Below are 21,830 nucleotides of genomic sequence, written 5' to 3' on the forward strand. Positions count from 1 at the left end.
CATTCCTTATTGTTTAATTAATCAAAATGTTGAATGATTGCATTAGCAAACTCAGAACATTTTAGTGGTTCTACTGGTGGTTCGAGTAATCTAGCTAAGTCGTAGGTGACTTGACGGTTAGCGATCGCCTCTGATAAACCTTTTTTAATCAGGTCTGCGGCTTCTTGCCAACCCATATACTCCAACATCATCACACCAGACAAAATCACCGAACCAGGGTTAATTTTGTCTAAGCCGGCGTGTTTAGGTGCTGTACCATGAGTAGCTTCAAATACGGCACAGGAATCACCGATATTTGCCCCTGGCCCCATCCCCAAGCCACCGACGATAGCCGCAGCCGCATCAGATAGGTAATCGCCGTTCAGGTTCATTGTCGCCAGAATCGAATATTCATCCGGTCTGGTCTGGATTTGTTGAAAGATACTGTCAGCAATGCGGTCATTCACTAAAACTTTATCTTTCCATTTACCGTTACCGTGGCTTTCCCAAATTGAGTTAAGAACTGTTTCCACTTCCTTGACAATTTGTGCTTTCTTCTCTGGTGTAAGGACATCAAAACCAGGATCAATTTGACGGGCGTTTTCTTCCAAGGAAATATTAGGGTTGTTTTCCTTGTTGCTTAAAATCCACGACTCCCTTTCTGTGACGGTTTCTTGACGAAACTCAGTTGTGGCTAATTCGTAACCCCAATCACGAAAAGCCCCTTCGGTATATTTCATGATGTTACCCTTATGCACCAAAGTCACCTGCTGCTTGTCTTTGGGTAGTGTTAAGGCGTGTTTGATAGCGCGACGCACAAGACGCTGGGAACCAGTTTTACTGATGGGCTTGATACCTATACCAGAATCTAGGGGGATTTGCTTCTTACCGTGTTCTGGGGTGGCGGGGATGAGTTCTTTGTTGAGAATAGAGATGAGGCGATCGCCTATTTCACTACCTTGTTTCCACTCAATCCCCAAATAAATATCTTCGGTGTTTTCCCGATAAACAATGACATCCAGCTTTTCCGGGTTCTTGTGGGGTGAAGGCGTACCTGCATAATAACGGCAAGGACGTACACAGGCATATAAGTCAAAAATTTGTCTTAGCGCCACATTCAAAGAACGAATACCACCACCGACGGGAGTAGTCAAAGGCCCTTTAATTGCTACGCCATATTCCCTAATTGCCGTCAGGGTATCCTCCGGTAAATACTGATAAGTACCGTATACATCACAGGCTTCGTCCCCAGCGTAAATCTTAAACCAACTAATTTGACGCTTACCTTGATAGGCCTTGGCTACAGCCGCATCTAGTACTTTTTGCGTAGCTGGCCAAATATCAATTCCTGTTCCATCGCCCTGAATAAAGGGGACAATGGGATTATCAGGCACAATCGGCTCACCATTTTTGAAGGTGATTTTTTCTCCGGTTGTAGGGGGGGTAATCTTGTTGTACATATTTCACACACTCCACAAAAATACATTGTGTATTGGAGACTGGGGAAAGATGGGGGAGTGGGGGAAGAATTTCTCCTTAACCTCATCTCCTCATCTTTCTCATCTCTCATCTCCAGTCCCTAATCAATTGAGGCGCAGATTTTCCCCCTATTCATCTTTTACAGCATTTGAAGATTCAGGTATAGGATTTCAGTGAAACCGCCGCAATTTTGTACGATCAAAAATAGTAAACTACTTTTCGCTATCACTGCTTCTTCACCAAGAAGGGCGATCGCTGACCGCTTTTTCACGCTCCCGTTAATCACAAGTAATGGCATGACAGACCCAATGATTGTATCAGGCACTGCTAATGACATCGACCCCCTCCGGCAAAAGTTAATCGCTGGGTCTATTCAAGTCCAACAACAGATAATCCTAGAGTTAGCTGATTTGGGTAATGAGGGATTAGATGTTTTGATGGAGTTTTTACTGAAACGTCGTGAAAACCCAGCGACTTGGATTGATGGAAAAGCTTACCAAGTGCTTTACAACTCCGATGCACCCCAAGCCCAGGAATTTTTGCAAAATAATTTTCCTGAGGGCATTGTAACTCTAAAATCAAGCTGCGGGATTAATTACAATCCTTTGCAACAGTTACTTGCTAAACAAGACTTCCAAGCAGCCGATCTGATGACCATTGAAACCATGTGCGAAATAGCAGGGCCAATGGCTGTAAAAAGAAAATGGCTGTATTTTACTGATGTAGAAAGTTTTCCCGCCGATGACCTGCAAACCATTAATCAACTGTGGATAGTTCATTCTGAAGGTAAGTTTGGCTTTTCGGTACAGCGAGAGATTTGGTCGAGTCTCGGCAAAAATTGGGATAATTTCTGGCCGAAAATTGGCTGGAAAAATGGTAATAACTGGACACGTTATCCCAATGGCTTTACTTGGGATTTAACCGCACCTAGAGGTCATTTACCCCTGTCTAATCAACTGCGGGGTGTGCGGGTGATTGCTTCGTTATTTGCTCATCCTGCTTGGACTAAGTGAGTAGAGAGCGAAAACTATGTTGATTGAGTGTTGACAACTAAGGATCATGGCAAAAGTTCTTTTAGAAGATATCAAGCGGAGATTTAACAACGTCACCGCGATTGAGGAAATCAGCTTTGAAATCCCTGATGGGGAATTTTGGGTGTTAGTGGGGCCTTCTGGTTGTGGGAAGTCTACGATTTTGCGGACGATCGCTGGTTTGGAAACTGCTACATCAGGTAATCTATTTATTGGCGATCGCTTGGTGAATAATATCCCCGCAAGAGCGCGTGATGTGGCGATGGTGTTCCAAAATTACGCCCTTTATCCCCACATGACGGTAGCGGAAAATATCGCCTTTGGGTTAAAGATGCGGAAAATTAACCCGAAGATTATTCAAGAACGAGTGGTGAATGTAGCGCGATCGCTTTCTTTGGATCATCTGCTGGATCGTAAACCCAAACAACTGTCGGGGGGTCAACAACAACGGGTAGCCTTAGGAAGAGCGATCGCTCGTGAACCACAGGTATTTTTATTAGATGAACCTTTATCTAATTTAGATGCCCAATTACGAGATGATACTAGGGCAGAATTAAAGCAGTTACATCAGCAATTAGGGATTACAACTATCTACGTAACTCACGATCAGGTAGAGGCGATGACCTTGGCTGATAAGATTGTGGTATTAAGTGGAGGACGGATTCAACAAATTGGCGAACCTCAAGCAATTTATGCCCGTCCAGCTAATCAAATGGTGGCAACTTTCTTAGGTAATCCACCAATGAATATTCTGCCAGCAATTTATAAGAATGATGGTTTTGATGTCAATGGACAATTGCTAGAAATTCCCGTATTTATGAGGGAAAATTTACAACTACGTCAAGGACAAAGTGTTGATTTGGGTATTCGTCCAGAACACATTTCAATTAATAATGACTCAATCAGCACAGAGAACTCAGGACTGTTAGTTGAAGTAAAATTAGTGGAACCTTTAGGGAGAGAAACATTAATTCGCGTGAGTTTACCTAATTCGAGTGTACTGTTAAATGTTCAATTGGGTGGAAACATTCGTCTACATCCAGGCGATCGCCTGGCTCTACAACTCGACTTAAACCAGTTATTCGTTTTTGATCCAAAAACTGGCGAGAGAATATTGCCTCATAATTGAATAATCCTAGTTACTGTTAGAAAAGCCTACAACAAATACTCATGATATTTTAGTTAAAGGGAAGGTTTTATACTATGTATCAAAAAATTTTGGTTGCCATAGATAACTCTGATATGGGACAACATATTTTTGAACAGAGTGTGGATTTGGCAAAAGCAACTGCGGCTGAAATCATGTTGCTGCACGTTGTGTCTCCTTTGGAAGACCCTTATATCAGTCCGATATTTTTGCAACCAGATACTATTTATCCAGCTTGGCAAGCGGAATCAATGGATCACTATATTCAGCATTGGGAAAAACAGAAACAAGAGAAACTAGACTGGTTGCGATCGCTAACTGATACAGCAATTAATGTAGGTGTAAAAGCTGGGTTTGCCCAAAAGATGGGTGATGCCGGCCGGATAATATGTGAATTAGCTCTTAATTGGCCGGCTGATTTAATTATTGTTGGTCGTCGTGGTCTTGCTGGAATCAGCGAGTTTTTCTTAGGTAGTGTGAGCAATTACGTCTTGCATCACGCTCCTTGCTCAGTTTTAGCTATGCAAGGCAAAATTTTGCCTGAAATGAAGTTGTAGGTGACTAGTACCGCAAAGTGGAGGTCAATCATACCATTGGTATATTTATTTTTGAGGCAATTTGACGGGAATTTCTATCCAGAACTCTGTTCCCTTGCCTATTTCGGATATGCACTCCATAACGCCATTATGTTTTTCTACAATAATCTGGTAACTAATGGCTAAACCTAGCCCTGTACCCTTACCTACAGATTTAGTAGTGAAAAATGGGTCAAAAATCCGATTTTTTATCTCTTGTTTCATTCCTGGCCCGTTGTCAGCAATACGAATTAACAACCGAGATTTATCTATAGAAAGTTTAGTAGAAATGTGAATTCTGAGATGTTGAGTTATCGGTTTTTTTGGTAGGTTTGCTAGGAGATTTTTTGTATTGTCAGTTATTTTCTTATTTACCCCTGACTCTTGACAATTGACACTTGATTCTTCCAAAGCATCAATAGCATTACTCAAAATATTCATGAACACTTGGTTCATCTGTCCGGCATAGCATTCTATTAATGGTAAGTCACCATAATCTTTAATAATTTCAATACCCGGAAAATTAGCAGCTGGTTTCAGCCGATGTTGCAAAATCAATAGAGTGTTGTTAATGCCTTCATGGAGGTCAACAGGCTTATTTTCCGCCTCATCTAGACGTGAGAAATTTCTTAAGGAAAGAACTATAGAACGAATGCGATCGGCTCCTAGCTGCATAGAAGCAATGATTTTCGGCAAGTCTTCTACCAAAAAATCTAAATCCATCGCTTCTATTGCTTCGCCAATTTCACTAGGAGGTTGGGGATAGTAATCTTGATAGAGTACTAAAAGTTCTAGTAGTTGTTGGGTATATTCACTGGCATGGCAAAGATTACCGTGGATAAAGTTAACAGGATTGTTAATTTCGTGGGCAACACCTGCCACTAGCTGTCCTAAACTGGACATTTTTTCATTTTGAATCAATTTTGTCTGGGTTTCTTGCAGTTGATACAAAGCCTGTTCTAACTGTGTGGCTTTAGCTTTAGCTTCAGTTTCTGCCAAACAACTCTGTTCGTAAAGTTGCGCTTGTTGAATGGCGATCGCTGCCTGATCTGCTAGTTGTTGCAATAAATCAATTTCTACATCCTGCCAATGTCTAGGGGCTGCACACTGATGGACAATAACTAATCCCCACAGTTTGTTCCCCATATTGATTGGTACTATCAAGTTAGCTTGCACTTGCAAATTATCTAAAAACTCTTGATGGCAAGCACTTAAAGAATCCGTTGAGACGTTGTGAATTGCCCTGACTCTACCTCGAAAGAAAAGGCGGGCATACTCATCAGGAAAACAATTCAATGGCATTTTTATGCCTAAAACCGAATCCCAATCGCCATGTACTTCCTCTACAACCACCTCACCATCTTCACCAGTGATTTGGTAAATGATGGCTCTATCGGAATTTAGCAAAAAACGGACTTCCTTAACAATAGTTTGGAGAATAGTTTTTAAATCTAACGTGCGACGAATTTGCTCGGTTACTTGCTTGAGTACCTCAGTCAACAAAAATGATTTTTCCAGTTCAGCAGTTTGTTCTTGAACTTGAAATTTTAAATCAGCATTAAACGCCTGTAGTTTTTGGGTTGTGTGTTGTTGCTGAATTGCTATAGAAAAGTCAGACGCTAAAATTTGCGCTAGAGAAATTTCTTCTGGACTCCATTCTGCTGCTTGTCCCTTTTTTTGTTCACACCACACATCAAAAGAAAGCTGGGGTAAGCGTTGACGTTGATTCTGCTCGCATCTCCCAGCCCACAAGATTTGTGTATTCAATTCTGGGCGAAAAATACTGATAACTCCAATCAATATTTGGCGATAATGTAGGGGCAAGACCAACATTCCCCTAATCTTTGTCGATTGGAAGGCGAAAGCCAAAACCCGCAACCGAGCTTCTTGATAAATATCAGTAATTACCGAAACATGACCAGGTTTACACTCAGTCATCCAACTTTGCCACACTGGATGTTGTTCAATGGCGCTATTGGCTAACTCATTGGGTAAAATTGGCTGGTCGCCCCAAGTATATAGTTCTTTAGTTTGTTCAATATCAATATAAAGTCTGCCACTAGTACCACCCAAGGCAGCGATCGCCGCTTCTAAAGCCGCCTGTAATTGAATGATTGGTTGCTTGTGTAAGAGGGTACTAACTTGGTTAATTATCGCTTCTCGCCGTTGCTGGGCGCGAGTTTCGCTCAATAGATTACTTTGAGCGATCGCCATTGCTACCTGATCGCTCACTTGCTGCACTAATTTCAGTTCCCGCTTCAAAATTGTGCGTGGTTGACTGTGATGTGACACTAATAAGCCCCATAACCGAGGCTGTGCGAAGGGTGTTTTGAGGTCGCATAACAAAATCGGCACGACTAAGGAGGATTGCACACCCATTGCTTGCAAATATTGCAGATGACAGGGGTCTACTGGGCGATAGTGAATATGCTCAGTTTGTAGAGGTTGTTCTGTCTCTGGTGTTTGCTGGGGCGATAAGCCAATGCGCCCACTAGCCACATCCACTATAGAACGTTGCCCTGCCAAAAGAAACATCTGTCTAGCTTCTGACGGAATATCATCGGCGGGAAAGTGCAGCCCCAACACAGAAGGTAGACGCTGGTTATCAATAGATTCAGCAACGACTTCTCCACTACCGTCTGCATCAAACCGATAGATCATCACCCGGTCTGTTGCTAAAAACCCACGAATCTCGGCAACTGTGGCTGTTAATATTTCTTGTAGTTCGAGCGATCGCCTAATTCGGTTAATCATCCGATGCAACAAACTTTCTTGCTCGAATGTTGGGGGAACACTACCTGGGTTATCCGTAAATGTCATTACCTGGTACACCTAGATAATAGATATAAGATTTTTACGACAAATCTTGCTCTGTGTAAAATTAAGATACACTTTCCCTAATTCTTTAATAAACACAATTTAAAACTATATAAATAATTCGTTAATTTTATCTTCCTTATACTGAGATGTATTCGGTAAATTTATCTAAATCTAGATGCGAATTTTCAATTTCTTCCCTAATAAAAATTTTTTTATAATTATTTACTTCTTAATAATAAAATTTTAAGAATATTTAGCGAATACTTTTAAGGAAACAGGGAATTATGGCGACTAAAAAAAGAAGTTAGAGGTTAGGGGTGAGAATCAGCAAAATTTTTTAGTTTTTCTGTGAGAAAAGCTCTATCAAGATCAGAACTTGTTTCACCAAAAACCCTCAAAATATTTTCTCCCACTCCCCACTCCCTATTCCCTAACTCCTATTTTCCAGACATTCACTAGAACATACGCTTAATAACTGTAGTTTGCGGATTTCTTCACGCACACTCATGAGAATTTTACCGAGATGATTTTGTCCAGTTTTATCTGCACCACAGCCCCAAAAATAATCACAAGGGGAATTTTCTACCAAAATCTCATTACCTGTATTTAAAAGAGTTTCTCTAATATCGGCATGAGTAAGAAACTTTATAAGTACAGCTTCTCGCATGACTGTAGTTTTGACTAAATCCCAATCTGGGCGGAGTTTACGGCTGCTACATCGTCCCAAAGCAGCCGCTTCTTCTGGAGTTTTGCTAGCACGGATGATGGGTATAATAACTGCATCTACACTGCCAACAAACTTTTGTGCTTGATAATAATGTTCTACTGTTAACCAGTAATTCCCCTGAATTTCAATGCTATGGGGAGAAAAGTTAGAAAAACAGCCATAAGGCTGCCAAACCTTATAAAAGTAAATGGTCATTGCAAAATTTCTCTTTTATACACATATTAATTTCTATTTCTATAATGCCTGTAGATGCCAGCAAGGAGTGAGCAACTTGAGGTTGAAAACTAGTATTTGTCTGAAGACAGAAGATATTACCAGCCAAAAATTATATTTTGGTGAAAAAACTGTCTGAGAGGTTGACAATGGAAACGAATGGTGGATTATTCAGTAAGCGTCTACCAATAATTTCTGCGGGAATTTTTTTAGGTTTGGGATTAGGAGGGTTTGTAGATGGTATCTTGCTGCATCAAATTCTCCAGTGGCATCATATGTTAAGCAATGTTCGACCCTTGACCACAGACGCTAATTTAGATGTGAACATGGTGTGGGATGGGTGGTTTCATGCCTTGGATTGGGTGTTGACTGTAACCGGAGTTGCATTTTTGTGGCGTGCTGGAGGACGTGATGATGTAGTTTGGTCATCACAAACTTTTGGTGGTTCTTTGCTGATGGGTGCTGGGTTGTTCAACGTAGTGGAAGGAATAATCGATCACCAGATTCTAGGTATTCATCATGTAAAACCTGGGGTGCATCAATTAGCTTGGGATTTGGGATTCCTGATTTTAGGGGCGTTGCTTGTTTTCATCGGGTGGATGATGCTACAAAGGGGCGATAGTGAAATTGGTCAATAGTCAATAGTGAAATTTTTACTTTGCCTTTGGCTTTTCAGCTCATGTGCTTTTACATAATCTTAGAAGCTGGGATGCTGATTCTGACTGGTTTTATTTATTTTGAATTTTGAATTGGTATTATGTCTACCGAAACTTTTGAAAAAAGTAGTTTGGATTGGCAGGTTTCTCAGTTTCAGCAACAAGTAGGAGAATGGTTTGAATACCAGTCTTACCGCTTTGAGCAAGCATTACCAGATTGGAGTCCTGGGTGGAAACTCGCTCCGTGGGTGGCTAATTTGTTAAATTTTTTGTCTTGGCTATTATTAGGTTTATTCTTAAGTGTAGTAATTTGGCGCTTATGGGTATTATTTAATCCTTATGTATATTCTTGGCTGAATAGTAGCTCTGCTCGTAGTCGGGCGAGGGTTTCGACTCCAGATATATCTGTAGCAAAGTTATTAGAGCGATCGCAAGTACTTTACCATCAAGGTAACTATCATGAGGCTTGTCGTTGTCTTTACTTAGCTATCTTGCAGCATTTGCATGATACCAAAATCATTCCTCACCAACCCAGCCGCACTGATAGCGAATATCTGCAATTGCTGCACTTGTCTGCAACTCCCCTTCAAGCTTATGAAACACTGATTACTACTCACGAGCAATTATGTTTTGGCAATGCAGAGATTTTGCCAGAAAATTATGAACAGTGCCGACAAGCCTACCAGGAGATCGTCCAACAATGAAACGCTCAAACCGTTTTGCTTGGCTGGGTGCGATCGCTATAGGGGTGATAGTTTTACTGACTTTTATAGCCGCTCCTAATACAGAAATTTACAGTGGTTCTACTTATAACCGTGCGGCTGATGGTTATGGTGCTTGGTATGCTTTTATGCAGGAACAAGGAATTACCATCGAGCGTTGGCAAAAGCCATTAACTGAACTCAACAGCGAGAAACGACCAGCTACACTCCTACGAGTATATAGTTACCTACGACAGCCACAATTGGAGCGAGAGGAAGAACAATGGCTAGAAAAAGGAAATAACTTGGTAATTTTGGGTGTGCGAACACGTGTGAGTGAAGGTAACTTTCACACTATGCAAACATCACCTGTTGGTGGAGTCAAGATTCGCACCAGAAGACGTTATCAAAAGGCTAAACAGCCACAAGTTTTATTAGGCGATCGCTTTGGTGCTGTAGTCTGGGAAGATGCAGGAGAAAAAGGTAAAGTGATTTTTGCTACAACACCATATTTAGCAGCTAATGCTTACCAAGATAATTTAAGTAATTTTCAATACTTAGCTAGTTTAGTCAACCAGAAAGACAAAATCTTATTTGTAGATGAGTATATTCACGGCTATAAAGACGCTGATGTCAAGGAAAGTGAAGGACAAGGTGATTTAATTGGTTATTTCGCTCAAACCCCTGTGTTAGTTGTATTTCTGCAAGCTGGTGTTTTACTATCGGTGCTGATTTGGGCGCAAAATCGGCGTTTTGGTAAGCCTCTAGCTTTAACCACACCAGTTATTGATAATAGCCAAGCCTATATTCAAGCCTTAGCAGGAGTGCTACGCAAGGCTGAATCTAGCGATTTTGTTGTAGACATAGTGGGTAAAGCAGAACAATTACAACTCCAAAAGGCTTTGGGATTAGGAACAGTATTACTAGAACCCCAAGCTTTAATTAACATTTGGACAGAAAAAACAGGTAAATCAGCCACAGAACTAGATGCAATATTCAAGCTACAGCAAAGGAAACGCCGCTTGAGTGAAGGAGAACTATTAAGTTGGTTAGCAAAGTGGCGCAGCTTACATCAGTGAACAGTTATCAGTTGTCAGCGATAACTGTTGTAATTTGCAACGTCTATTTGTCTTGTGGAAATTACTGATGTAGCTATTCTGAGTTTGATGAGATACAGTAACCAAAATGCGTCAAGCATCAAAGTAAGCACCCCACAAAGAAACATTACTGAGTGGTGAGCGTAATACTATGTATTCATCCCCCGACTTCTGCTATAAAGAAAATTTATGAGTGATACCTATCCAATCATTATTAACCTTGGAGAAAAACTTAATCGAATTATCGTCGGACAATCCCACTTGATACAGCAGCTACTCGTAGGCTTATTATCAGGTGGACATATTATTCTGGAAGGAGTACCAGGAACTGGTAAAACACTGTTAGTAAAAGTTTTAGCGCAGTTGATTCAAGCGGAGTTTCGTCGGGTTCAACTCACACCAGATGTCTTACCATCAGATATTACAGGAACAAATATTTTTGATTTAAATAATCGTAGTTTCACCCTGAAAAAAGGGCCTGTCTTTACGGAAGTTCTGCTAGCAGACGAAATTAACCGCACCCCACCCAAAACACAAGCCGCGCTGCTGGAAGCAATGGAAGAAATGCAAGTAACTCTGGATGGTGAAAGTTTACCTTTGCCAGATTTATTTTGGGTAATTGCTACTCAAAACCCCTTAGAATTTGAGGGGACTTATCCCCTACCAGAAGCCCAATTAGATAGATTTTTATTCAAGTTAGTAGTAGATTACCCTGATCAAGCTGCGGAAAAGCAAATGTTACTCAATCGTCAAGCGGGTTTTGCTGCACGACGTTTAGATATTAGCAGTCTGCAACCAATAGCAACAGTAGCTGATATTTTACAGGCACGGCAGGCAGTCAAAGCAGTCAAGGTGTCTGAATCCATCATTGATTATTTATTGGCACTGGTGAGGACATCACGTCAATACCCTGATTTGGCTTTGGGTGCTTCACCGCGTGCGGCTGGTGCTTGGTTGCAAACATCTCAAGCAGTAGCGTGGTTAGCAGGACGGGATTTTGTTACTCCCGATGATGTGAAAGCAGTAGCATCACCTCTGTTACGTCATCGCCTGATTCTCAAACCAGAAGCGATGCTAGATGGTTTACAAATTGATGCGGTAATTGCGGCGGTAGTTAATCAAGTTCCTGTACCCAGGTAGAGAGCAATTTGGTTTGTAGTCAGGACTTTAGTCCTCTTTGCGTTCCCTGAGGAATGCTTGCACACACTTTGCTTTCTCAAAGATGTAGGGCGTGTTGTGAACAGACGCTACCCGCACAAAGAAAGGACTAAAGTCCTGACTACGAACTGAAAATCATCTGTTTTGTAAGAAATTTATGGTTCCTGCTAAACGAGTTTATTTATTGTTGCTTTTAGGACTGGCGATCGCACCTATCCTATCATTGTTAATTGGTATTGCCGCTAGTCTTGCTTTGACTCTGCTATTTGATATTACGATCCTGGGATTGATGGTTGTTGATAGTCGGCGAGTCCGTTCTCTGCGGGTGGAAATTCAGCGTCAATTACCAGCACGCTTATCTATTGGGCGTGATAACCCCGTAGTATTAACAGTCACATCAGACAAGACTGACGCTGTAATTCAAATCCGCGATTACTACCCAACTGGGTTTGGTGTGTCCATACCTACACTGGAAGCCAAAATTCCTCAACAAGGTAAGGAAGAGATAAAATATACCGTCCACCCAACACAGCGAGGAGAATTTGCTTGGGGAAATATCCAGGTGCGACAGCTAGGGCGTTGGGGTTTAGCTTGGCATGATTGGCTGATTCCCCAAAGTGTACAGGTGAAAGTGTACCCGGATTTAATTGGGTTGCGATCGCTCTCAATTCGCCTGACGCTACAATCATCTGGTTCCATGCGACAATCACGACAGTTAGGTATTGGCACAGAGTTTGCCGAACTGCGAAACTATCGCACTGGTGATGATTTACGGTTGATTGATTGGAAAGCTACAGCCCGTCGGGTAGGGCCGCCGTTGGTCAGGGTACTGGAACCAGAACAGGAACAAACCCTGATTATTTTATTAGATCGCGGTCGGTTAATGACAGCTAGAGTCCAAGGATTGCAGCGATTCGATTGGGGGTTAAATGCTACTTTATCATTAGCTTTAGCCGGATTACATCGTGGCGATCGCGTGGGGGTGGGTGTATTTGACCGCCTCATGCACACATGGCTACCACCACAACGGGGTCAACATCATTTGCATCGGTTAATTGACAATCTGACACCAATTCAACCAGTGTTACTAGAGTCAGATTATTTGGGTGCGGTGACAAATGTTGTACAACAGCAAACCCGTCGCGCACTAGTGGTAGTCATTACCGATTTAGTTGATGTCACCGCCTCTACTGAACTCCTCGCCGCACTTACCCGAATGACACCACGTTATCTACCGTTTTGCGTTACCTTGCGAGATCCACAAGTAGACCGTTTAGCACACACTTCTAGCGAAGATTTGACACAAACTTACAACCGTGCAGTGGCTTTAGATTTATTGGCGCAAAGACAAGTTGCTTTTGCTCAATTAAAACAAAAAGGTGTCTTGGTGCTTGATGCACCAGCTAATCAAATTACTGACCAGTTAGTTGAACGATATTTGCAACTCAAAGCCCGTAATCAATTGTAATTAAACGTGAATTCGACAGTTGGAAAATCCCCCTTTCCACACCTCTCGCCTGGAAGTAGCGTTTATCACTTCAATGGTAAATAAATTGTAAAAGTTGCCCCTTGATTGGCTATACTGCTGGCTGTGATACTTCCTTGATGAGCTTCTATAATTCGCTTGGCGATCGCTAATCCTAAACCGTTGCTGTTACCTGAGCGTGAGGGGTCTGTTGTATAAAACTGCTCAAAAATCCGGGGTAAATCATGGTCACTAATGCCCTTTCCCTGGTCTTGAATTTTGATTACTGCTTGTTTCCCCTCGCTATAACCAGAAATCAAAACTTGAGACTCAGATTGTGAGTGTTTAATGGCGTTATCCAACAGATTCAAAATCGCCTGTAATAGTCGTTCTCCATCGCCTTGAATAAGTAAATCAACTACTTTTACTTGCAATGATACCCCAGCCGCCTGCATTCGTAGCTCTATGGCGTTGACAGCACGCTCAATTAAACCGCGTAATGAGATGGTTTGCTTTTCGAGTTGGCTGACTCCCGCTTCCAAGCGCCCTAAATCTAATAAATCATGAATCAATCGTGATAGGCGTTTAGTTTCATTTTCAATGGTTTGAAAAAAGCGATCGCGCAATTGGGGTTCTTCGTATGCTCCGCTTCTGAGCGCGTCTACTGTTACTTGAACGTTGCTAATAGGTGTGCGGAGTTCATGAGAGACATTTGCCAAAAAAGTTCTGCGTTCATGGTCTAGGGATGCCAATCTTTCACTCATCCGGTTAAGTTCCGCCGCCAACTGATCTAACTCATTATTCTCATGGATGGTCAACATACCACCAAATTCACCACTACCCAGCCGAATCGCAAAATTCCGCATGATTTCAATCGGTCGGGAAAGACTGCGGGCAAAACGAGTGCTAATCAACGCACACAGCAGAATAGTCACCGCCAAACTACCCATCACACTGCCAATTACCCTAGTAAACTGACGCTGAAATTGTCCTAAGGTAATAGACATTCGTAAGACACCAAGGAATTGTCCGTTACGCACAATTGGCTTGGCAATATACAGACGATCTGTGGATGAAAAAATTCCTTTGGCAATTCCCTGTGCTGTACGTTTTTGCAGAGCTGCTGACATTCCAGGAACTGTGTACCAGTCTTGAACTTGTTGATCTAATTTGGGGTCAGACGTTGCTAACAAACTACCTTGTGGATTGAAAATGCGGAGTGTGAGATTTTGTGGTGCGCCATATCTTTGTACCAATATATTGACGCGTTGAAAGTTTTGTTCTTCTAGAGAATCTGCTACACTCTCGCTCAAAGCATCTGTCCAATTCGCCAAATCAACTTGTCGTGTCCGCATAAAGTAGGCATGGAAAGACCAAAGAATATAGCTGGACATCAAAGAAGTCCCCAAGACTATGAGCAACAGGTAGGTAGCTAACAACTTGGCATGAATAGTATTCAATTTAATTAAACGCCACCAGCCCCTCATGAAGACTGCTCCCCAGCACGACGACGTAATACTGCTTTGATGCGTGCCAACAGTTCACGGGTGTTAAATGGCTTGGTGACATAATCATCCGCTCCGGCTTCCAAGCCCCAAATTTTATCTATATCCTGGTCTTTAGCTGTCAGCATAACAATTGGCACATCCGAAAACGCCCGAATTCGCCAACAGACTTCCATTCCGCTCACTTCTGGTAGCATCAAGTCCAGTAAAATTACGTCTGGTACTTGCTTATGAAACTGTTTAATAGCACTATGTCCATCTGCTGCTGTCGTCACCGTATACCCTTCTTTTTGCAGAGTATAGGTGAGACTTTCACATAAGGGTGCTTCATCATCCACCAGTAAAATGTGCGCCATTATCCCATTGAAAATTAACTCCTAGATTTAGCCTGACAACACGCAAGGTTTCTGGCATCCTTCTAGGGGTACAATCATTGGTCAATAATCATTGGTTTTTCTCCCCCTGCTCCCTACTCCCTAGTTGATGATACCTACTTAGGTAGCTATTCCTGAGTTGCGGGTGCTGATTGAGACGGTTGACGCAAATTTCGCAACGTGGCTCTTAATTTGTCTTGGCTGGTAGATGTTCCGTTTTCTCTGCGCCGCCGTCGATTTGTGTTTTGTGGTGCTTCTGGTGCAGCATTATTAGTTGCTCGCTCCCTGCGGACGCGGCGCAAAGTCTCTCTAGCACCCCCTGTCCTCGTTGCCGATGATGGTGTGTTGGTGCTTTCTACTGGTTGACGACGTGTTTCGGTTCTAGTTTCTTGTCTGCGTCTGACTCTGGGTTCTGTTTGAGCAGGAACGTTTGCATCGGTGGAAGTCACCAAACGTCTACGTCTGCGAGTTCCTTCTGTAGAATCATTATTAGTTGCTGTTGTCTGTTGATTTCTGGCTTCAGCTTCTTTGCGTTTTTTTTGTTCTTGGACTTGGCGATGTCGTCGTGAACCTTGTAAGGCAAATTCAGTGGCGATCGCTACTCCTTGTCTACCACCTTCGGCGGGTTTTAATTTCCAATTACGTGCTTGTCTTAAAGTTTCTTCATCTAGTTCTCTATTACCACTAGAACGGGCAACCCTAACATTAGTGACATTACCTTGAGCATCAGTATCAACAGCTACTTCTACTCTCCCTTCAATACCTCTGCGTCTAGCAGCTTCTGGATACTTAGCATTACACTCGCGGCAAGCTGCACGACCGTTTTGTGATCTGTTGCCATTGCTGGGTGCAGTGGGTATTTTTGGTGCTGTCGGTGCTGTAGCGAGGGTCTCCAACCGACGGTCGGTCGTCGCGGGACTATTTCCTGTGGGAGAGCCTACTTGTCGAGGTGTTGAACCTGTACCTCCGGTTTGATTTGACTCAACGCCAGTGTTGTTGGCATTACCTTGAGTTGCTCTTGAATCTCTGATTCCACCTAAAAGTTGTCTGAGGCGATGGTCACTATTTTGACCTGTTTGTTGTGGTTGTGTCACCACTGTAGAGGTTTCAGGACTATTTGAGTTGCTAGTAATTACCCGTGGTTGAGTATTGGTAGCTTGGGGAATCTTTGTCTGTTGTGGTTGAATAGCAGGCTGTGGTTTCTCAGTGGCTACGGTTTTCGCTACTGGTTTTTGTATAACTGGCTGGGAACGAACAGGAGTAACTACAGTTGGTTGTGCTTTGGGAGCAATGGCAATTTCACTACTAGCAATACTTCTTTGAGGTTCACTACGGCTGACTGGTAATGGTTCTGATTTCTTGACTTCTGGAATCTCTTCGGGTGGTTTTTCCTTTTCTTCAGTTATTGGTTCAACGAGAGTTATTTCTATTGGTTCTTCTTGATCTTGAGGCACTCGTGCCAAAAAATTACCCAAGCCTGAAGCCAGCACACCAAAGTGCAGAGTCATTGAGCCAATCAAACTGTAAGTTATAAAAGACTGGAGAGCCTTAACTTCTTTGGAACGCTGCTCGACATTATAGCCGGAAAATGTCATAGCCTATTGCTACCTATTCTCACTAACTTAGTCATATTAAGATGAGGCTTGATAAATATCAAGTCAAAAAATTATTTTTTTCGGTAGGTTAAGCATTAAATTAAGTAACGCGATGAGCAACTTATATTCTCAAACCTAACCCCCAAACTCGCCCCTACAAGAGAAGCTACGATATACACACAAGTCTCAAGTAGTTGATGAATCTGGGTTTTACACCACCCTAACTCTTCCCGTATGTATTGGCTAAGGTGTACACACAAGTCCGAAAATTTCCGATGGTGCGTTGTGCTATGGGACAACTGCAAACCATCAATAAAAATATTTATCAATAATTCCTGAGCAATTGTATTGGGGCTTTTAAAATTGGTGTCACGTTTTAAATCCAGACAATTTAACAAATGCTCACTGTGTAGTTAACCCCGAAACTAGAAAAATTAGTCAGGCGATCGCATTTATGCCAAACTTAGTTAACTAATTCGCCGTAAGTCCCCCACTGAATTTGGTACTCCGAATCAGTGGCGGGATATAAGGCGGGTTGCGACGATTGTATCTCCGACCAATGCCGTAAGGCAAGAGATGAGATATATGAGGAGTAGCCAAATATTTCCTAAACAATGTTACTACAATGTAACTATAATAGTAATAGGTCGATGCTTGGAGAAGTCTAGATGAAGCGACAAGCGGTAAAAGTCAGGTTATATCCCACTAATGAACAGGTTCAAGTGTTAGCTCAACATTTTGGTTGTGCGCGTTGGTGGTGGAATTATGGGTTGAACCAATGTATCGAAACCTATAAGGCAACTGGTAAAGGCTTGTCTCAATCTGGACTCAATTCTTTACTACCAGCACTCAAAAAAGCAAAAGAAACAGAATGGCTAGGAGAGTGTTATTCACAGGTTTTGCAATCTGTAAGTCTCAACCTTAGTCGTGCGTATCAAAACTTTTTTGAGGGTAGAGCAAAATATCCAACATTCAAGTCAAAACACCATCGACAGTCAATTCAATACCCGCAGAAAGTAAAGCAAGTTGATGATGCTTTGAAATTCCCAGGTAAATTGGGTACTGTCAAAGCTAAAATACATCGACCACTTGACGGGGTAATTAAAACTGTAACTGTTAGTAAATGTCCGTCGGGTAAGTATTATGCTTCTGTTTTGATGGAATATGTTCGCGTAGCGTCTCCGACAGGAGAGGGTGATTATCCTGCCTCTACCAGTGAGGGTAAAGTTATTGGGATTGATTTGGGAATCAAGGATTTTGCAATTGCCTATGATGGCGAAAAAGTCTCCAAATACTCAAATCCTAAACACTTAGCTAAATATGAACAAAAATTAGCTAAAAAACAACGTATTGCTGCACGTAAAGTCAAGGGTAGTAATCGCCGTAGAAAGGCTAACAAGATTGTCGCTAGGGTATATGAACAGGTTAGCAATGTCCGCCAAGACTACCTACACAAACTATCTAGAAAAATAGTGAATAACAACCAAGTAGTGGTAGTCGAAAATCTCAATGTCAAGGGCATGGTTTGTAACCACAAACTAGCAAAAGCAATATCTGATACTGGATGGGGAACCTTTGTAAATTTCCTTAGCTACAAATTGGAACGTAGTGGTGGAAAGTTGATAGAAATAAATCGATGGTTCCCTAGTTCCAAGCTTTGCTCTAATTGTCATTACCAAATATCTGAGTTGCCATTAGATGTGAGAACTTGGACTTGTCCAAACTGCGGTGTTCATCATGATAGGGATGGCAACGCATCCATCAATATCCGAGCAGAAGGTATCAGAATAATGTCCTCCTCTGGGACGGGGGAGGCTAACGCCAATGGAGAGGATGTAAGACCAATTCGCGGACGCAAATCCAAGATGCGGCAATCTTCTGTGAAGTTGGAAGCCCACACTGTACCCGATCAGGGTCAGTGTGGGTAGTTCACATTTGACAGACTATTACCAACAAATTTGATGTAATCAGCACTTACACAGCTTCTGTGTTTTTCTCTCCAGTACGAATGCGAATCACTTGTTCTACAGGTGAAATGAAGATTTTACCATCGCCGATTTCGCCTGTACGAGCAGCAGCAATAATTTTGTCAACTACCATATCAACTTGGTTATCTTCAACTACAATTTCCACTTTGAGTTTTTGCAAAAACTCAACAGTGTACTCAGAACCGCGATAGCGTTCTGTTTGTCCTTTCTGCCTTCCAAAACCCCGGACTTCAGAAACAGTCATACCCACAATACCAGCATTGACCAAAGCGATTTTCACTTCATCTAGCTTAAATGGGCGGATAATTGCTTCTACTTTTTTCATTGTATTGACTCCTGATTTTTAGTAGGTTCGTTTATATATCTAACCAGATCCAATGTCAGTCACTTTCATCATTCGCCTTATTTTAAAGACACTTATGAGAATTGCAACTTTTTTTAACCGTATCTGCTCTGGATGAGCAGTTTATGATTACGGTGAAAAGGATTGAATAATTAGTTAATTTTTGAGTTTGTGATATTTAATGCTTGTTAGTTGTCAGAGAAAGCAAGCTACGCATTAGGTTTTGTAACAAAAAGTATCTTAGATTCCGCATAACCTCACTAGTACAGGCCAGAGTAAATAAGCCACCCATTGGAAATGGCTAAAACCATGATGCAACAGTAATTACAAATTATGCCTTGCGGTACTAGCGACTTTGGTTTTCAAATAAGGGGCGAACAATTAAATAACCAGCACCAAAAGCACTCAGCATAATTAAAAAGATACAGATGGCTAACCCCCAACCGTTAAACTTTTTAACCTTGGTTTTTGGGGCAGAGGGAGGATAATAGCCCACATCTTGTTCTTCAATCAAGACTGTTTCTGGTGTAGGAGATGTAATTTCTCCGATAGGTACAGAGAACTCAGCGCGACGGTTCTTGCTACTTGGTACTTGAGGAACCACTGGTTGACGCGAACGAACAGCCTGTGGGCGTGGTTGTGCTTCTGTAGATGAATACATGGTTGAATTGTTCATCTCAGGATGAGAATCGGTGACTCTGTAATCTACAACTTTTTGTAGATGTAAAAAAGACTGCACGACTTGACTAATTTCATGTCGTAGTACTTGATTTTCTTGCGCTAATTGTTGATTTCTTGCTGTCAGGGCATTTAACTTTTCTTGTGTTGCTTTTAATTCTGCCGCCAATTCTCGATATACGTACATAGGTACAGAGGAAGAATAGCTTGGAGAATTGGATTTTGGCTGATTGCTGTTAATCAAACCTGTAGTTGTTCGCATCTGTGACTTGGTATCAAAAATAAAGTAGTAAGAGTATCAGAAATGGTATCAAAAGATAATCGACTCTGAAACTAGCCCAAGAATAATAGAAAAATGCTCGGAGTGCAAAGATATCTAAATTTACATTAGTCATTAGTCAAGAAGAGGAAAAGGGTCTGCTCTTGCAGGGGGCAAGGGGGAAGACCGGCACGGAGCTTCGACTCCGCCCCGTATAAGCGTCCTAGAAAGACGGGGCTTGTACCCATGTTCCCTGTTCCCTTCCTCCCTGCTGCTTCGGTCAGTGATGGTAGTTACCGTATACCAATTAAAAAACAATACGACAAACGGATTGTGTAGAGACGTATGGCCGTAAGCCCCTACAATCCATGTGTCGCTAAGTATAGGTTACTAATTTATGCTCAAATTAAACCTTCTGATTCGGCAAATGTTCGTAACCGTGTCAGACACTGACGCTGATAAAAACTACTTAATGTGGGAATTGGCAGTGCAAATTGTTCAGACAGTTCTTTCCAGCTTACTTCTGGAGGTAAGCGCTTGAGAATTAATACCTGACAGTTGACATCAGGACGGCCTTTAACATGAATACTGCGTAGTTCTCCACTTAAGTCCGTCTTTACCCAAGTTTCCAACTCTTCCAGAATTGGAGGTGCTTCGGGAGTAGCTGCCAAATTCTCTACAGGGTCAATAATCTCCCGGCTTTCACCTGATTTAGATTGGCGAATCCTCAAAGGCACTGTTGTCGCTTGTTCTTTATTCTGGTTGATGTAAAAGTCTTGTAATCTGCGCTTAAGATAAGCATTTAGCCAGGTAATCACAGTACCATAGGTAGGATCATATTTTTGTCCTGTCAAACCTTCACAAACATTGCGGCAAAAATATAACCAAGTTTGTTGCAGTGCATCTTGATAGTAGGCAGTGTTTTCCCTCCAGAGTTTACGGGAAGTCATACGAATAATTTGCGTGAGCAGCTTTTGACGCTGAGGGCTTCCGGGTGGATGTCCACAGGCTTGGGCAACTAAGTAGCGTAGCTGTTCATCAAATTCAACCATAATCATCTTGGCGAAGAAAGCAAGAAAGCGTTAAGAGCAGCAAGAATATATTAGTATTACGTGTCACAATCCTCCAGAGAATGGCTCTGTATTGTAATGTTATATCTGAAAGTAAGGGTATAAGAGTCAATAAGTACTAAGTTCTGAGTGAATTAGGAAACTCAAGCAGCAATGGGAAAAAATGTCCTACGGGGCCTTGCCCTTGTCCGATATTGAGGGAGTAAGTGAGTGCGGTAGTAACATACTGCTTGGCTTGTGTTACGGCTTGTAGCAAATCTTGACCTTTGGCGAGATTAGAGGCGATCGCAGCTGATAAAGTACAACCAGTACCGTGAGTATTTTTTGTGTCTACCTGCTTTGTTGTTAAAGTTTCTAGATGTTGTCCGTCAAACAAAATATCAACACCTCGTATATTTCCCTGCATCCCTCCACCTTTGACTAACACAGCCTTTGCCTTTAAATTACGGTGTATTACTTGAGCCGCAGCCCTCATATCATCTAGGGAATTTATCTGTAAACCACTCAAAATCTGCGCTTCATACTTATTAGGCGTAATCATAACCGCCAGAGGAATCAGTTGTTGGCGTAGAGTCTTGATAGCATCATCATCAATTAATTGCGCCCCAGTCCGTGAAACCATCACCGGGTCCACTACTAAGTTCTTGATTTCTAAAGCCTCTACTTGCTGGGCAACAGTAGCAATAATTTCTTGATTGAGCAACATTCCCGTTTTTGCTGCTTCAACACCAATATCCTCTACAACGGCTTGTATTTGGGCTGCAACCGCCTCTGGAGGTATGGCATCAACTCTACTAACTCCCAGTGTATTCTGTGCCGTGACGCAAGTTATAGCACTAGTACCGTGGACACAATGAAAGGCAAAGGTGCGTAAATCAGCTTGGATTCCCGCACCGCCACCACTATCGGAACCTGCAATGGTTAATGCAACAGGAACCCTGGATTTTGTTTCAGTGTTCATAAAATCTAA

General features: G+C 42.1%; 19 protein-coding genes. 9 read left to right on the forward strand and 10 right to left on the reverse strand.

Features of this window, described 5'->3' with window-relative positions:
- Positions 1-17: 17 nt before the first annotated feature.
- On the reverse strand, positions 18-1,439 hold the full coding sequence (locus tag H6G18_RS15520) for an NADP-dependent isocitrate dehydrogenase (protein ID WP_190407998.1): 1,422 nt from the start codon (positions 1,437-1,439) through the stop codon (positions 18-20).
- 315 nt (positions 1,440-1,754) lie between these two features.
- Between H6G18_RS15520 and H6G18_RS15525 the strand changes: the two genes are divergently transcribed.
- The 3 genes from H6G18_RS15525 (at position 1,755) to H6G18_RS15535 (ending at position 4,193) form a co-directional block, all read left to right on the forward strand.
- Positions 1,755-2,471 carry a GUN4 domain-containing protein gene (locus H6G18_RS15525; RefSeq protein WP_190408023.1) on the forward strand — a complete coding sequence of 239 codons (717 nt, stop codon included), beginning with the start codon at positions 1,755-1,757 and terminating at the stop codon, positions 2,469-2,471.
- A 46-nt stretch (positions 2,472-2,517) separates the two neighbouring features.
- Positions 2,518-3,618 carry an ABC transporter ATP-binding protein gene (locus tag H6G18_RS15530; protein ID WP_190407999.1) on the forward strand — a complete coding sequence of 367 codons (1,101 nt, stop codon included), beginning with the start codon at positions 2,518-2,520 and terminating at the stop codon, positions 3,616-3,618.
- A gap of 74 nt (positions 3,619-3,692) precedes the next feature.
- Positions 3,693-4,193, forward strand: coding sequence for a universal stress protein (locus H6G18_RS15535; RefSeq protein ID WP_190408000.1), 501 nt, complete (start codon positions 3,693-3,695; stop codon positions 4,191-4,193).
- A gap of 45 nt (positions 4,194-4,238) precedes the next feature.
- Here H6G18_RS15535 and H6G18_RS15540 read toward each other — a convergent pair whose 3' ends face one another.
- Both H6G18_RS15540 and H6G18_RS15545 read right to left on the reverse strand, forming a co-directional pair.
- The gene (locus tag H6G18_RS15540; protein WP_190408001.1) at positions 4,239-7,031 is read right to left on the reverse strand and encodes a GAF domain-containing sensor histidine kinase; all 2,793 of its coding nucleotides are present in this window, start codon (positions 7,029-7,031) and stop codon (positions 4,239-4,241) included.
- Between the two features lie 430 nt (positions 7,032-7,461).
- Complete coding sequence (locus tag H6G18_RS15545; protein WP_190408002.1) at positions 7,462-7,953, reverse strand: NADAR family protein; 492 nt, start codon at positions 7,951-7,953, stop codon at positions 7,462-7,464.
- A 167-nt stretch (positions 7,954-8,120) separates the two neighbouring features.
- On the opposite strand from H6G18_RS15545, the gene H6G18_RS15550 reads away from it, so the two are divergent.
- The 5 genes from H6G18_RS15550 (at position 8,121) to H6G18_RS15570 (ending at position 13,051) form a co-directional block, all read left to right on the forward strand.
- Entirely contained in the window at positions 8,121-8,609 is a 489-nt protein-coding gene (locus H6G18_RS15550) for a DUF2243 domain-containing protein (protein WP_190408003.1), read from the forward strand.
- 119 nt (positions 8,610-8,728) lie between these two features.
- On the forward strand, positions 8,729-9,331 hold the full coding sequence (locus H6G18_RS15555; protein WP_190408004.1) for a DUF4129 domain-containing protein: 603 nt from the start codon (positions 8,729-8,731) through the stop codon (positions 9,329-9,331).
- Positions 9,328-10,407, forward strand: coding sequence for a DUF4350 domain-containing protein (locus tag H6G18_RS15560; RefSeq protein WP_190408005.1), 1,080 nt, complete (start codon positions 9,328-9,330; stop codon positions 10,405-10,407). Before H6G18_RS15555 ends, H6G18_RS15560 begins: the two co-directional genes overlap by 4 nt.
- 207 nt (positions 10,408-10,614) lie before the next feature.
- Positions 10,615-11,565 (forward strand): AAA family ATPase, encoded by a 951-nt coding sequence (locus H6G18_RS15565; RefSeq protein WP_190408006.1) that lies wholly within the window; start codon positions 10,615-10,617, stop codon positions 11,563-11,565.
- A gap of 175 nt (positions 11,566-11,740) precedes the next feature.
- Positions 11,741-13,051, forward strand: a complete 1,311-nt coding sequence (locus H6G18_RS15570; RefSeq protein ID WP_190408007.1) for a DUF58 domain-containing protein — start codon at positions 11,741-11,743, stop codon at positions 13,049-13,051.
- A 65-nt stretch (positions 13,052-13,116) separates the two neighbouring features.
- Here the strand turns inward: H6G18_RS15570 and H6G18_RS15575 are convergent, their stop codons facing one another.
- The 3 genes from H6G18_RS15575 to H6G18_RS15585 all read right to left on the reverse strand — a co-directional run bounded on the left by H6G18_RS15575 (position 13,117) and on the right by H6G18_RS15585 (position 16,522).
- Positions 13,117-14,535, reverse strand: coding sequence for a sensor histidine kinase (locus H6G18_RS15575; RefSeq protein WP_190408008.1), 1,419 nt, complete (start codon positions 14,533-14,535; stop codon positions 13,117-13,119).
- Complete coding sequence (locus tag H6G18_RS15580; RefSeq protein ID WP_190408009.1) at positions 14,532-14,909, reverse strand: response regulator transcription factor; 378 nt, start codon at positions 14,907-14,909, stop codon at positions 14,532-14,534. The genes H6G18_RS15575 and H6G18_RS15580 overlap by 4 nt, the downstream gene beginning before the upstream one ends.
- A 146-nt stretch (positions 14,910-15,055) precedes the next feature.
- On the reverse strand, positions 15,056-16,522 hold the full coding sequence (locus tag H6G18_RS15585) for an energy transducer TonB (RefSeq protein WP_190408010.1): 1,467 nt from the start codon (positions 16,520-16,522) through the stop codon (positions 15,056-15,058).
- A gap of 668 nt (positions 16,523-17,190) precedes the next feature.
- Between H6G18_RS15585 and H6G18_RS15590 the strand changes: the two genes are divergently transcribed.
- Entirely contained in the window at positions 17,191-18,450 is a 1,260-nt protein-coding gene (locus H6G18_RS15590) for an RNA-guided endonuclease InsQ/TnpB family protein (protein ID WP_190408011.1), read from the forward strand.
- Positions 18,451-18,496: 46 nt separating this feature from the next.
- On the opposite strand, the gene H6G18_RS15595 is transcribed toward H6G18_RS15590, so the two are convergent.
- The 4 genes from H6G18_RS15595 to thiD form a co-directional block, all read right to left on the reverse strand.
- Entirely contained in the window at positions 18,497-18,835 is a 339-nt protein-coding gene (locus H6G18_RS15595) for a P-II family nitrogen regulator (RefSeq protein WP_010996475.1), read from the reverse strand.
- Between the two features lie 364 nt (positions 18,836-19,199).
- Positions 19,200-19,793, reverse strand: coding sequence for a hypothetical protein (locus H6G18_RS15600; RefSeq protein ID WP_190408012.1), 594 nt, complete (start codon positions 19,791-19,793; stop codon positions 19,200-19,202).
- Between the two features lie 398 nt (positions 19,794-20,191).
- Positions 20,192-20,842 carry a sigma-70 family RNA polymerase sigma factor gene (locus tag H6G18_RS15605; RefSeq protein WP_190408013.1) on the reverse strand — a complete coding sequence of 217 codons (651 nt, stop codon included), beginning with the start codon at positions 20,840-20,842 and terminating at the stop codon, positions 20,192-20,194.
- Between the two features lie 136 nt (positions 20,843-20,978).
- Positions 20,979-21,821 carry a bifunctional hydroxymethylpyrimidine kinase/phosphomethylpyrimidine kinase gene (gene thiD, locus H6G18_RS15610; RefSeq protein ID WP_190408014.1) on the reverse strand — a complete coding sequence of 281 codons (843 nt, stop codon included), beginning with the start codon at positions 21,819-21,821 and terminating at the stop codon, positions 20,979-20,981.
- Positions 21,822-21,830 lie beyond the last annotated feature (9 nt).

Origin of the sequence: Anabaena subtropica FACHB-260, assembly GCF_014697105.1 — a bacterium.
GTDB lineage: Bacteria > Cyanobacteriota > Cyanobacteriia > Cyanobacteriales > Nostocaceae > Trichormus > Trichormus subtropicus.